The sequence below is a fragment of the Xanthomonas sp. F4 genome (assembly GCF_011761895.1).
In genome coordinates, this window is record NZ_JAASQX010000006.1 from 38,012 (window position 1) to 50,443 (window position 12,432).

Annotated in this window: 10 protein-coding genes and 1 riboswitch; of the genes, 5 read left to right on the plus strand and 5 right to left on the minus strand. The window is 69.9% G+C overall.

What is annotated here, in order from left to right; all coding sequences use genetic code 11:
- Positions 1 to 153: 153 nt before the first annotated feature.
- Positions 154 to 1,398 (plus strand): glycoside hydrolase family 18 protein, encoded by a 1,245-nt coding sequence (locus FHR66_RS21165; protein WP_237475258.1) that lies wholly within the window; start codon positions 154 to 156, stop codon positions 1,396 to 1,398.
- Between the two features lie 133 nt (positions 1,399 to 1,531).
- Here FHR66_RS21165 and FHR66_RS17110 read toward each other — a convergent pair whose 3' ends face one another.
- The 3 genes from FHR66_RS17110 to metX are packed head-to-tail and all read right to left on the minus strand — an operon-like array spanning position 1,532 to position 4,865.
- Positions 1,532 to 2,581, minus strand: a complete 1,050-nt coding sequence (locus FHR66_RS17110; RefSeq protein WP_202394580.1) for a homoserine dehydrogenase — start codon at positions 2,579 to 2,581, stop codon at positions 1,532 to 1,534.
- 32 nt (positions 2,582 to 2,613) lie between these two features.
- Positions 2,614 to 3,831 carry an O-succinylhomoserine (thiol)-lyase gene (locus FHR66_RS17115; RefSeq protein ID WP_160965516.1) on the minus strand — a complete coding sequence of 406 codons (1,218 nt, stop codon included), beginning with the start codon at positions 3,829 to 3,831 and terminating at the stop codon, positions 2,614 to 2,616.
- Complete coding sequence (metX, locus tag FHR66_RS17120) at positions 3,828 to 4,865, minus strand: homoserine O-succinyltransferase MetX (protein ID WP_160965518.1); 1,038 nt, start codon at positions 4,863 to 4,865, stop codon at positions 3,828 to 3,830. The genes FHR66_RS17115 and metX overlap by 4 nt, the downstream gene beginning before the upstream one ends.
- A 70-nt stretch (positions 4,866 to 4,935) precedes the next feature.
- Positions 4,936 to 5,054, minus strand: a riboswitch (SAM riboswitch).
- A 148-nt stretch (positions 5,055 to 5,202) separates the two neighbouring features.
- On the opposite strand from metX, the gene FHR66_RS17125 reads away from it, so the two are divergent.
- From FHR66_RS17125 to FHR66_RS17140, 4 genes are all read left to right on the plus strand, one after another.
- Positions 5,203 to 6,033, plus strand: coding sequence for a M23 family metallopeptidase (locus FHR66_RS17125; protein ID WP_160965520.1), 831 nt, complete (start codon positions 5,203 to 5,205; stop codon positions 6,031 to 6,033).
- 154 nt (positions 6,034 to 6,187) lie between these two features.
- Positions 6,188 to 7,792: a peptide chain release factor 3 gene (locus FHR66_RS17130; protein ID WP_160965522.1), complete on the plus strand. Its 1,605-nt coding sequence runs from the start codon at positions 6,188 to 6,190 to the stop codon at positions 7,790 to 7,792.
- A gap of 109 nt (positions 7,793 to 7,901) precedes the next feature.
- Positions 7,902 to 8,573, plus strand: coding sequence for a PAQR family membrane homeostasis protein TrhA (gene trhA / locus FHR66_RS17135; RefSeq protein ID WP_160965524.1), 672 nt, complete (start codon positions 7,902 to 7,904; stop codon positions 8,571 to 8,573).
- A gap of 52 nt (positions 8,574 to 8,625) precedes the next feature.
- Positions 8,626 to 10,584: an AsmA family protein gene (locus tag FHR66_RS17140; protein ID WP_160965526.1), complete on the plus strand. Its 1,959-nt coding sequence runs from the start codon at positions 8,626 to 8,628 to the stop codon at positions 10,582 to 10,584.
- 154 nt (positions 10,585 to 10,738) lie between these two features.
- Here the strand turns inward: FHR66_RS17140 and FHR66_RS17145 are convergent, their stop codons facing one another.
- Both FHR66_RS17145 and FHR66_RS17150 read right to left on the minus strand, forming a co-directional pair.
- Entirely contained in the window at positions 10,739 to 11,167 is a 429-nt protein-coding gene (locus FHR66_RS17145) for a CBS domain-containing protein (RefSeq protein ID WP_160965528.1), read from the minus strand.
- Complete coding sequence (locus FHR66_RS17150) at positions 11,127 to 12,149, minus strand: glycosyltransferase family 2 protein (RefSeq protein ID WP_160965530.1); 1,023 nt, start codon at positions 12,147 to 12,149, stop codon at positions 11,127 to 11,129. Before FHR66_RS17150 ends, FHR66_RS17145 begins: the two co-directional genes overlap by 41 nt.
- Between the last annotated feature and the right edge of the window lie 283 nt (positions 12,150 to 12,432).

Consider the following 12,432-nt stretch of genomic DNA (forward strand, 5'->3'; position numbering starts at 1 on the left):
CTGGCCGGCTACGACATCGTCCGCGACGGCACTCGCGTGGGCACGTCCACCACCACCGGCTACACCGATTCGGCACTGACCGCCGACACCGCGTACACCTACGCGGTCCGTGCCCGCGACAATGCCGGCAACGTCTCGGCCAACAGCGCCACGCTGAGCGTACGCACCCTGCCCGCCAGCGCCGGCGGCGGCAAGCGCGTGATCGGCTACTTCACCCAATGGGGCATCTACGGCCGCAACTACCAGGTCCGCGACATCCAGGCCAGCGGCGCGGCCGGCTACCTGACCCACCTCAACTACGCCTTCGGCAACGTCCGCAACAACCGCTGCGAAGTCGGCGTCACCCAACCCTCCGACAGCAGCACCGGCGCCGGCGGCGACGCCTTCGCCGACTACACCAAGGCGTTCTCCGCCGCGCAGAGCGTGGACGGCGTGGGCGATACCTGGGACCAGCCGTTGCGCGGCAACTGGAACCAGTTGAAGAAGCTCAAGGCCGCGCACCCGGCGCTGAAGGTGCTGATCTCGCTGGGCGGCTGGACCTGGTCGCGCGGCTTCTCCAGCGCCGCGCGCGCCGAGAATCGCCAGGCCTTCGTCGCCTCGTGCATCGACGCCTACATCCGCGGCAACCTGCCGGTCACCGACGGCGCCGGCGGCACCGCGGCCGCGGCCGGCGTGTTCGACGGCATCGACATCGACTGGGAGTATCCGGTGGCCTGCGGCATCGCCTGCGGCAGCGCCGAGGACCGGCAGAACTTCACCGCGCTGCTGGCCGAATTCCGCCGCCAGCTCGACCAGGTGCGGCCGGGGCTGTTGCTGACCGTGGCGGTCGGCGCCGGCATCGACAAGATCCGCGTCACCGACCCGAACCTGTACGCGCCGTACCTGGACTACCTCAACGTGATGACCTACGACTTCCATGGCGCCTGGGATCCGCAGACCAATCACCACTCGGCGTTGTTCGAGTCGCCGGCCGATCCGTCCAGCGGCGACCAGCGCTACTACAACAGCAACGACGCCATACAGGCCTTCCTCGACCGCGGCGTGCCCGCCGCCAAGCTCAACCTCGGCATCGGCTTCTACGGGCGCGGCTGGACCAACGTGCCCAACGTCAACCACGGCCTGTACCAGAGCGGCAGCGCCGCGCCGGGCACCTACGAGGCGGGAATCGAGGACTACAAGGTGCTGCGCGGCCGCGCCGGCGCCAACTACGTCGACGCGCAGGCGCATGCGCACTGGAAGTACGACGGCAGCACCTTCTGGAGCTACGACGATCCGGCACTGGTCACCGAGAAGATGAATTACATCAAGACCCAGGGCCTGGGCGGCGCGTTCTTCTGGGAGTTCAGCGGCGACTACCAGGGCGAATTGCTGAAGACCATGGGCCAGGGGCTGCAATGAGCTGAGGCGACGGCCGCAGCGCATGGCTTGCCCGCATCGGCATCGGCGTTGCTGGCAATGCCGGCACCGCGACGGCTGGCCGTCGGTACCGAATCGCGACGCCCGCAACGGCTGCGGGCGTCGCGTGCGTCGCTCAGCGCACCGCGATCCGCAGCACGTCGTCGAGCAAGGCCGCCGCGGTGACGTCGGCACCGGCGCCCGGCCCCTGGATCAGCAGCGGCTGCTGCAGATAGCGGTCGCTGTGGATGGCGACGCGGTTGTCGGTGCCGGCACCGCTGGCCAGCGGATGCGTCGACGGCAGCGCGCGCAGGCCCACCGAGGCGCCATGCGCATCGAAGCGGCCGACGAAGCGCAGGCAGGCACCTTCGGCCTGCGCCTGCGCCAGGCGCGCCGCCAGCGGCGCGTCCAGTTGCGCCAATGCGGCATCCAGCTGCGCCAGCGGCACCGCGGCCAGCGCGGCCGGCACCAGCGACTCCACCTGCACCTGCTCGGCGCGCAACGGCAGGCCGGCGGCACGGGCCAGGATCAGCAGCTTGCGCCGCACGTCCTCGCCGGACAGGTCCTCGCGCGGATCGGGTTCGGTGTAGCCGGCGGCCGCGGCCTCGCGCACGCAGTCGGAGAAGGCGCGGCGGCCGTCGTAGCGATGCAGCAGCCAGGCCAGCGAGCCGGACAGCACGCCTTCCACCGCGTGGATATGGTCGCCGCCGGCGACCAGCGCCCGCAGGCTGCTCAGCAACGGCAGCCCGGCGCCGACCGTGGCGCTGTCGCCGTAGTGGGTATTGGCGGCATGCCGCGCGGCATGGATCTGTTCGGCCCGCGCCAGCGCGGCGCCCTGGCCGAGCTTGTTGGCGGTGACCACGTGCACGCCACGCCGCAGCCACTCGGCATGGCGCTGCGCCACCGCCTCACTGGCGGTGGCATCGACCACGATGTCGCCCCTGCCCAGGTCGTCCGGCAGCGTCACCGCCTGCGTGCCGCGCGCGGCGGCATTGGCCGCGGCCAGCGCCTGCGCCGGCGTCAGCGCGCAATCGGCGACGGTGCGCGAATTGGCCAGCCAGGCGAAGGTCGGCAGGCCGGGCCGGCGCTGCTGCAGCGCCTGGTAGCGCGCGACGAAGGCGCGGCCCACGGTGCCGGTACCGAGCAGACCCAGCCGCGGAACTGCCACGGTGGGCGTGGTGCGCAGCGGCGTCGACGGTGCATCGGCCAGGCCGCTGCTCACGCGTCCACCCGTTTGCGTGCCAGCGCCTCGCCGGCGTGCTGCGCGCGCTGCAGGCCGGCCTGCAGGTCGGCGACCAGGTCCGCGCTGGATTCGATGCCCACCGACAAGCGCAGCAGGCCGTCGGAAATCCCGGCCTTGGCGCGCGCCTCGGCGGTCATCGCCGCATGCGTCATGGTCGCCGGATGCGCGATCAGGCTCTCCACGCCGCCCAGCGATTCGGCCAGGGTGAAGTAGCGCAGGCCGTCGACGAACGCGCGCACCTCGGCCTCGCCGCCGGCCAGTTCGAAACTGATCATCGCGCCGAAGCCGCGCTGCTGCCGCGCCGCCACCGCGTGGCCCGGATGCGAGGCCAGGCCGGGGTAGTACACCTGACGCACCGCGGCGTGCGTGGTCAGCAGTTCCACCACCGCCTGTGCGTTTTCCTGGTGCGCACGCAGGCGCGCATCCAGCGTGCGCAGGCCGCGCAGGGTCAGGAACGCATCGAACGGCGAGCCGGTCAGGCCCAGCGCATTGGCCCACCACACCAGTTGCTGGTGCAGTTCGGCATCGGCGGCGATCACCGCACCGCCGACCACGTCGCTGTGGCCGTTGACGTATTTGGTAGTGGAGTGGATCACCAGGTCGGCGCCGAAGGCGATCGGGGTCTGCAGCGCCGGCGACAGGAAGGTGTTGTCGACCACCGCCAGCGCGCCGGCCTTGTGCGCGGCGTCGATGACGAAGCGCAGGTCGGTGATGCGCAGCAGCGGGTTGGACGGGGTCTCGATCAGCACCAGCCGGGGCGCCTGCGCCAGCGCATCGGCCAGCGAGCGCGGATCGGTCAGGTCGGCGGTGATCAATTCGAAATGGCCCTTCTTGGCCAGCGCGTTGAACAGCCGCCAGCTGCCGCCGTACGCATCGTGCGGCACCACCAGCTTGTCGCCGGGCTGCAGCAGCGCGTTGAGCACCAGGTTGATCGCGCCCATGCCGGTGGCGGTGATCACGCCGCCGGCGCCGCCTTCCAGCTCCGCCAGCGCTTCGCCGAGCAGGTCGCGGGTGGGGTTGCCGCTGCGGGTGTAGTCGTACTGGCGCTTGTTGCCGAAGCCGTCGAAGCTGAAGTTCGACGACAGCACGATCGGCGGGGTCACCGCGCCATAGGCGGTATCGCGGTCGATGCCGGCGCGGACAGCGGCGGTGGCGGCACTACAGGGCAGATCGGTGTCGTGGGCAGTGCTCATGCGGCAACTCCGGTGGGGCGTAGGGCGGTGGCGAGAATCGCGTCGATGCGATCGGTTTCTTTCAGGAAGGCATCGTGGCCGTAGGGCGAGCGCAGCACGCGCAGGCTGCCGCGCGGGCCGAGCCCTTCGACCAGGGTGACCAGGTCCGACAGCGGCACCAGGCGGTCGCCTTCGACCGCCACCACCACCGTGGGCACGGCGACGGCGGCCGGCTCGATGCGGTGCAGGTCGATGGATTCGGACAGGCGCAGGTAAGCGTTGACCTGGGTGCGCGCCACGTACTGCGCGCCGGCGGCGTCCAGGTAGTCTTCGGCGGCGACGCGGACGCGCCCGTTGATCACTTCCGGCGCCGCGTCGAAGCGCTCACCGAATTCCTCGGGGGTGCGATAGCTGAGCATCGCGAACTGCCGCGCCAGCGACAGCCCGTGGCTCTCGGCGCACTGCAGCTGGCCCAGCGCCACCGCACGGCGCTGCAGCGCGCGCCAGGCCGCCGCATATGGATGCGCGCGATGCGCGCCGCTGACCGCAATGAGCTTCTGCAGGCGCTGCGGATGCCGCACCGCCAGTTGCAGGCCGACCAGCGCGCCGTAGGAGTAGCCGACGAAGCCGTGCAATTGCGCGATGTCCAGCGTGTCCAGCAGCGCGGCGATGGCATCGGCCTGGTCGGCGCTGTCGATCGGCGCGTCCAGGCTGCCGTCGGCGCCGACGAAATCGAACGCCAGCAGCCGCCGCTGGGTGGGATCCAGCGCCCGCCCCGGCCCGACCAGGCCTTCGGCCCAGCCCTTCTCGGAAAAGCTGGCGTTGGCGGCGAGGTGGCGGTGCGCGGAGATGCCGCCGGCGACGAACACCACCGGCGCGTCCACCGGACCGCTCAGCTCGTAGCGCAGGCGCAGCAGTTGCACGCCGGCATGGCGCAGCGGCAGCGCGACCGCGATCTCGCCACGCATCGCGTGCACGCCGTCGGCCGGCGCGGCAATGCGGTCGTTGGACGGAATGGCGGAGGTGGGGCGATCAGGTGAGTTCACGAGGCGCATGGCGGTATCCGGAGAGGAACGGCCATCGAGCTTCGCGGAGCTCGCGTTCGCCATGCAGAGGGCATGGATCGAACCATCTTTCGGCGGACGCGGTGGTCCCCGCAGGATTTGGCACCTACACGGTCGCTTGCGCGTCCGCTGGCTGCCCCGGCATCAAAGGGCCTGTCCCTCCGCCGGTCTCGATGGTGGAGCCACGATGCCAGCGATTTTCGGCCATGTCAATCTCTTTATTCGGATGAAGCGATATGATTTTTCGATCCTTGGCCTCGGCCATACTGCGCTTCCCCCATCACGCCTCTTCTCCGTGCGCCGACGCCGTCCCCGCCGCTGGCTTGCCGTGGCCCTGTCGCTGGCAGCGGCGACCGCTGCGTCCGCGCAGCCGCTGCTGCGCTGGAAGGCGCCGCGGCCGGTGGCGCAAGCGGCACCCGCATGGCTGGAGGTGACCGCCCGCGACAGCGGCCTGCGCGAGGTCGCGCTGGGCAATCCGCTCGGCGGCCCGGTGCAGATCCGCCTGCTGGGCGACAGCGCCGGCTTCACCGCCGTGCCCGCGCTGCCGCTGACCGTGGAGTTGGCCGCCGGCGAACGCCGCGTGGTCGCGCGCCTGTATCCGCCCGGCGACCTGGCCGAGACCGGTGGCGATGGTGCCCGACTGCGCATCGAAGCGGTGCCCGGGTCGCCGCGCGCCCATGCCGACGCGGTGCTGTATGCCCTGCCCTTCGTCGATCGCCCGGTGCGCATCGACCAGGGCTTCGGCGGCGCCTTCAGCCATCGCGATCCGGCCAACGCCTATGCGCTGGATTTCGCCCTGGCCGAAGGCACGCCGGTGCTGGCCGCACGCGAGGGCGTGGTGATGGAGGTACGCGACGACTTCCGCGAGTCCGGCACCGACCCGCGCCTGGGCCAGGCCGCCAACCTGGTGCGGGTGCTGCACGCCGACGGCAGCATGGCGATCTACGCGCACCTGGCCGCCGGCGGCGTGCAGGTACGGGTCGGCCAGGCGGTGCGGCGCGGCGAACGCCTCGGCCTGTCCGGCAACACCGGCCTCAGCAGCGGCCCGCACCTGCATTTCGCACTCCAGCTCAACCGCGGCCTGCGCCTGGAATCGGCGCCGTTCCGGATGGCCGGCCCGCTGGGCGAGCTGCGCTTCGCCCATCCCGATCCGCTCTGAGCACGTCCCTACTCGCCGAGTTCGCTCACCGCGCATCGCCAGTCCAGCAAGCGCCCGCATCCCTGGCTGCCGAACTGAACGGGCCTTGCGGGAAGCCCGCTATAATCGGCGGCTTCCTCCTTTGCCGATGACGCCCTTTGCGGGCGTGCCGCCCATGTCCGAAGTCGCCACCGAAGCTGCGCGCCGCCGCACCTTCGCCATCATTTCCCACCCCGACGCCGGCAAGACCACGCTGACCGAAAAGCTGCTGCTGTTCGGTGGGGCGATCCAGATGGCCGGCTCGGTGAAGGGCCGCAAGGCCGCGCGCCACGCCACCTCGGACTGGATGGCGCTGGAAAAGGAGCGCGGCATCTCGGTGACCTCGTCGGTGATGCAGTTCCCGTACGAAGGCAAGATCATCAATCTGCTCGACACCCCCGGCCACGCCGACTTCGGCGAGGACACCTACCGCGTGCTCACCGCGGTGGACTCGGCACTGATGGTGATCGACGTGGCCAAGGGCGTGGAAGAGCGCACCATCAAGCTGATGGAGGTGTGCCGGCTGCGCGACACGCCGATCATGACCTTCATCAACAAGCTCGACCGCGAGGGCAAGGACCCGATCGACCTGCTCGACGAGGTGGAGACGGTGCTGGGCATCGAATGCGCGCCGGTGACCTGGCCGATCGGCATGGGCCAGCGCCTCAAGGGCGTGGTGCACCTGGTCACCGGCGAGGTGCACCTGTACGAGCCCGGCCGCAACTTCACCCGCCAGGATTCGACCATCTTCCCGTCGCTGGACGCACCCGGCCTGGCCGAAAAGATCGGCGCGCAGATGCTGGCCGACCTGCGCGACGAACTGGAACTGGTGCAGGGCGCCAGCCACGCCTTCGACCTCGACGCCTACCGCGCCGGCAAGCAGACCCCGGTGTTCTTCGGCTCCGGCGTGAACAACTTCGGCGTGCAGCCGCTGCTGGACTTCTTCGCCGAGCACGCGCCGCCGCCGCAGGCGCGCGCCACCACCGGCCGCCAGGTGCAAGCCGGCGAGGACAAATTGACCGGCTTCGTGTTCAAGATCCAGGCCAACATGGACCCGCAGCACCGCGACCGCGTCGCCTTCATGCGCATCTGCTCGGGCCGCTTCGCCGCCGGCATGAAGACCCTGCACGTGCGCACCGGCAAGGAGGTCAAGCTGGCCAACGCGCTGACCTTCATGGCCAGCGACCGCGAGATCGCCGCCGAGGCCTACCCCGGCGACGTCATCGGCATCCACAACCACGGCACCATTTCCATCGGCGACACCTTCACCGAGGGCGAGTCGCTGTCGTTCACCGGCATCCCCAACTTCGCCCCGGAACTGTTCCGCCGCGCGCGCCTGCGCGACCCGCTCAAGCTCAAGCAGCTGCAGAAAGGTCTGGCGCAGCTGTCCGAGGAAGGCGCCACCCAGTTCTTCCGTCCGTTGATGAGCAACGACTTGATCCTGGGCGCGGTCGGTACCCTGCAGTTCGACGTGGTCGCCTACCGGCTGAAGGACGAATACGGCGTGGACGCCAGCTTCGAGCCGGTCGGCGTGGTCACCGCACGCTGGGTGCACTGCGACAACCCCAAGAAGCTGGAAGAGTTCCGCGAGAAGAACGCGATGAACCTGGGCATCGATGCCGCCGGCGAACTGGTCTACCTGGCACCGACCCGGGTCAACCTGCAACTGGCGCAGGAACGCGCGCCGGACGTGCGGTTCGCCGCCACCCGCGAACACGCGTACAGCGTCGCGGTGGACTGAGCCTGCGCCGAGCGTGGGCGCGCGCCGGCTGAGCGCACGCCCAACCGGCGCCACCCGCTGGCGCCACAGCGGATGCGAACCGCTCGCAATTGCGGTACCTTGCGGTCCCATGGATGCAGACCGTTCGCCCGCCTACTCGAACGCCGACGCGCCGCCTTCCACCGACTGGCGCGACGAACTGGCCAGCGCGCTGACCCACGGCCTCGGCGCGATCGCCGCACTGGCCGGCAGCTCGGTGCTGATCACCCTCGCCGCGATCTACGGCGATGGCTGGCAGCTGGCCGGCGCGATCGTGTTCGGGGTCGCTTTGCTGTTGCTGTACACCGCCTCCACGCTGTACCACGCCATCCCGCATCCGGGCGCCAAAGCGCGGCTGCAGGTACTGGACCATTGCGCGATCTACGTGCTGATCGCCGGCACCTACACCCCGTTCACCCTGATCGGCCTGCGCGGCCCCTGGGGCTGGGGCCTGTTCGCCGCGATCTGGACCATCGCCGTGGCCGGGGTGGTGTTCAAGCTCTTCTTTACCGGCCGCTTCCGCCTGCTGTCGACCATCCTCTACCTCGCCATGGGTTGGCTGATCGTCGTGGCGATCGAGCCACTGCTGCGCTCGGTCGATGTTCCCACCCTGTGCTGGCTACTGGCTGGCGGCCTGTTCTACACCCTGGGCACCTACTTCTACCAGCGCGATACCGTGCGCTACTTCCATGCCATCTGGCATCTGTTCGTGCTCGCCGGCAGCGTCTGCCACTTCGTGGCGGTGACCAGCCAGGTGCTTTGAGGCGGCCGCTCGCTTTCGCGCCCCGTGCACGGCCGCTGCCTAGGATGGCCGCATGGCTCTCGACCCTGCTTCCGCATCCCGCTCCTGGCCCTGGCGGCGCAACGATGGCCGCCTGCGGCGCTGGCCGTTCGTGCTCGGCGCGCTGGTGCTGCTCCTGCTCGTCATCATCCTGATCTTCGACTGGAACTGGTTCAAGGCGCCGGTGGAACGTGCGGTACAGGCGCGCACCGGCCGCGCCTTCCATATCGACGGCAACCTGGACGTGGATCTTGGCCGCATCATCACCGTGCGCGGCGATCGCCTGCGCTTCGCCAACGCCGACTGGTCGAAGCAGCCGCAGATGGCCAGCGCCGACCGCGCCGAACTGGATATCGCGCTGTGGCCGCTGCTGCGCGGCCGCGTGCGCATCCCCGAGATCCGCCTGACCAAACCCGACCTGCTGCTGGAGACCGGGCCGGCCGGGCAGCCCGGCAACTGGGCGTTCGACCAGTCCGACGACGGCGGCAGGCCAGTGGTCCTGGGCGCCTTGCTGGTACAGCAGGGACATCTTCGTTTCCAGGACCCGGCCGGGCGCACCGAGATCGACATCGCCGTCGACAGCCAGGTCGGGCAGCGCCGCCGTGGCGATGCGGCGCCGCCGATCACGGTCAGCGGCGACGGTCGCTGGCGTGGCAATCCCTTCACCCTGAAGGGCAGTACCGCCTCACCGTTGGAACTGAGCGAGAGCGATCATCCGTTCCGCGTCGATCTGCGCGGCAGCGCCGGCAGCACGCGTGCGCACATGCGCGGCACCCTGACCAACCCGTTCCAGTTGCGCGTCTTCGACCTGCAACTGCAACTGGCCGGCACCGACATGGCCCACCTGTATCCGCTGCTGGGCATCGCCATCCCTTCCACCCCTCCCTACCAGTTGGACGGACGTCTGCAGCGCGACGGCGATCGCTGGCGCTACCAGGACTTCCGTGGCCGTGCGGGTGACAGCGACCTGGCCGGCACCGTGCAGATCGACACCGCCGGGCAGCGCCCGTTCCTGCGCGCCGACCTGCGCTCGCAACGCCTGGATTTCGACGATCTGGCCGGCTTCGTCGGCGCGCCGCCGCGCACCGGCGCCGGCGAGACCGCCAATGCCGAGCAGAAGGCGCAGGCAGCCAAGCTCGCCGCTACCGACAAGGTGCTGCCGTCCACCCCGTATGACCTCGGCAAGCTGCGCGCGATGGATGCCGACGTGCGCTGGAAGGCGCAGCGCATCAACGCGCCGTCGCTGCCGCTGGAGGACATGGACGCGCACCTGAAGCTCGACGACGGCGTCCTGCTGCTGCAACCGCTGAACTTCGGCGTGGCCGGCGGCGACATCCGCTCGGACATCCGCATGGATGCGCGCAAGCCCACCCTGTTCACCCGCGCGCAGCTGTCGATCCGCGGCATCCAGCTGGGCAAGTTGTTCCCCGACGGCAAGCTGGCCAAGGAGGCCGCCGGCGCGATCGGCGGCGAGGTCGCGCTGGCCGGCAGCGGCAACTCGATCGCACAGATGCTGGGCAGCGCCGACGGCAGCGTCGCCGTCGGCATGGGCAAAGGCCGCATCAGCAACCTGGTGATGGAACTGGCCGGCCTGGATATCGCCGAGTCGCTGAAGTACCTGGTGACCAAGGACCGCGAGATCCCGGTGCGCTGCGCGTTCGGCGACTTCGGCGTGCAGCACGGGGTGATGACCTCGCGCGCGCTGGCCTTCGACAGCACCGACACCTTGCTGGTCGGCAGCGGCACCATCGACCTGGGCCAGGAGCGCCTGGACCTGCTGCTGAAGGCGCAGCCGAAGGACCACAGCATCCTCGCCCTGCGTTCGCCGCTGCGCGTCGGCGGCACCTTCAAGGACCCGAGCTTCCGCCCCGACTTCAAGGCCCTGGGCGTGCGCGGCGCGATCGCCGTGGCCCTGGGCAGCATCGCCCCGCCGGCCGCCCTGCTCGCGACCATCGAGACCGGGCCGGGCAAGGATATTCAGTGCGGGCGGTGAAGCCGAGAGTGGGGAATCGGGAATAGGGAATCGCAAGATCAAGAGCGCATCCCGAGAGCCGATTTTGTCAGGCGACCAATGCCTCGAGATGGCTGCAGGGCGGCCGTGCTTTTGATCTCCTATTCCCGATTCCCCACTCCCGATTCCCAGCCCCTCAACTCCTGATGTACTCCTGCAACTGATCCAGCTCCGCGCGCTGCTCCTCGATCACCGCCTTGACCAGGTCGCCGATCGAGATCACGCCGATCACGGTGCCGGCGTCCACCACCGGCAGATGGCGGATGCGTTGCCCGGTCATCAGTTCCATGCACTGCTGCACGCTCTGCGACGGGTCCACGGTATGCACCCGGCTGCTCATGATGTCGCGCACCGGCGTGGTCGCCGAGGAGCGGTCCTGCAGGACCACCTTGCGTGCGTAATCGCGCTCGGACAGGATGCCGGACAGCTGTCCGTCCTGCATCACCAGCACCGCGCCGATGCCCTTGGCGGCCATCAGCCGCAGCGCCTCGATCACCGCCGTGTCCGGCGCGACCGCGTGGATCTCATTGCCCTTTTCGCTCAAGACCTGCCGTACCGTCCGCATCGCTGCCTCCCGGTTCGCTGGATCGCCCGGCCGAGCATACTCCTTCGCCCGGTGCATGCCAGGTCTCCACCAGATACAGCGGACGTTGTTTGGATTCCTCGTACAGCCGGCCCAGGTATTCGCCGATCAGGCCCAGCGCGATCAGTTGCACGCCGCCCAGGAACAGGATGACCGCCATCATCGTCGGCCAGCCCGCCACGGGGTCGCCCCACAGCGCCGCCTTGACCACCACCCAGATCGCGAACAGGAAGGCGCCGACCGCCGTCGCCAGCCCCAGGTAAGTGGCCACCCGCAGCGGCGCAGTGGAGAAGCCGGTGATGCCGTCCAGGGCGAAGTTCCACAGCCGCCACAGGCTGAACTTGCTGCGCCCGGCCAGCCGCGGCGCGCGTTTGTACGGTACCGCCAGACGGCGGAAGCCGATCCAGCCGAACAATCCCTTCATGAAGCGATGGCGCTCGCGCAACTGCCGCAGTGCGGCCAGCGCGCGCGGCGACAGCAGGCGGAAATCGCCGGTATCGGCGGGGATCGGTGTCTTCGACAGCCGCCCGATCACCCGGTAGAACAGCGCTGCGGTGCCGCGCTTGAGCCAGCCCTCGCCTTCGCGCACCAGGCGCGTGCCGTAGATGTCGTCGTAGCCGTCGCGCCAGTGCGCCACGAACTGCCCGATCAGTTCCGGCGGATCCTGGCCATCGGCATCCAGCAGCATCGCCGCGCCGCGATCGACGCAGTCCAGCCCCGCGGTCAGCGCCAGTTCCTTGCCGAAATTGCGCGACAGGCGCAACGCCCCGACCCGCGGATCGGACGCGGCCAGCGCCTGGATCGTCTCCCAGGTGGCATCGCGGCTGCCGTCGTCCACGTACAGCACGCGCCCCTCCAGCCCCGGCACGTCATCGAGCGCGGCGAGGATGCGCGGGTGCAACAGCGGCAGGGTCTGCGCCTCGTTGAACGCAGTGACGACGACGGTGAGGCGTTCGGATTCCATCGGCGGATGGTACGGAGCCGCCTGCGCGTTCACCAGCGGCGGGCGCCGTACCCGACAAGATCCAGAGTCCACTCCCCTCTCACGTCAGGAGTAAGGTGCCCCGAAGGGGCGGACGAGAGTTCGCCTGCCGGTCAACCTCAATGCCCGCGTGCGGGCCGCACCCTCACCCCAACCCCTCTCCCCATGGTAGAGGGGCTGAGTCCGGACACCTCAATCTACAGCGCAAGATCCCGCGCCTCCCTTCTCCCACCGGGAGAAGGTGCCCAACAGGGGCGGATGAGGG

Coding starts and splice junctions, on each gene's coding strand:
- metX (WP_160965518.1), bottom strand. CDS start 4,865: ATGCGCCTCGTGAACTCACCTGATCGCCCCACCTCCGCCATTCCGTCC.
- FHR66_RS17130 (WP_160965522.1), top strand. CDS start 6,188: ATGTCCGAAGTCGCCACCGAAGCTGCGCGCCGCCGCACCTTCGCCATC.
- FHR66_RS17140 (WP_160965526.1), top strand. CDS start 8,626: ATGGCTCTCGACCCTGCTTCCGCATCCCGCTCCTGGCCCTGGCGGCGC.
- FHR66_RS17150 (WP_160965530.1), bottom strand. CDS start 12,149: ATGGAATCCGAACGCCTCACCGTCGTCGTCACTGCGTTCAACGAGGCG.
- FHR66_RS17115 (WP_160965516.1), bottom strand. CDS start 3,831: ATGAGCACTGCCCACGACACCGATCTGCCCTGTAGTGCCGCCACCGCC.
- trhA (WP_160965524.1), top strand. CDS start 7,902: ATGGATGCAGACCGTTCGCCCGCCTACTCGAACGCCGACGCGCCGCCT.
- FHR66_RS17145 (WP_160965528.1), bottom strand. CDS start 11,167: ATGCGGACGGTACGGCAGGTCTTGAGCGAAAAGGGCAATGAGATCCAC.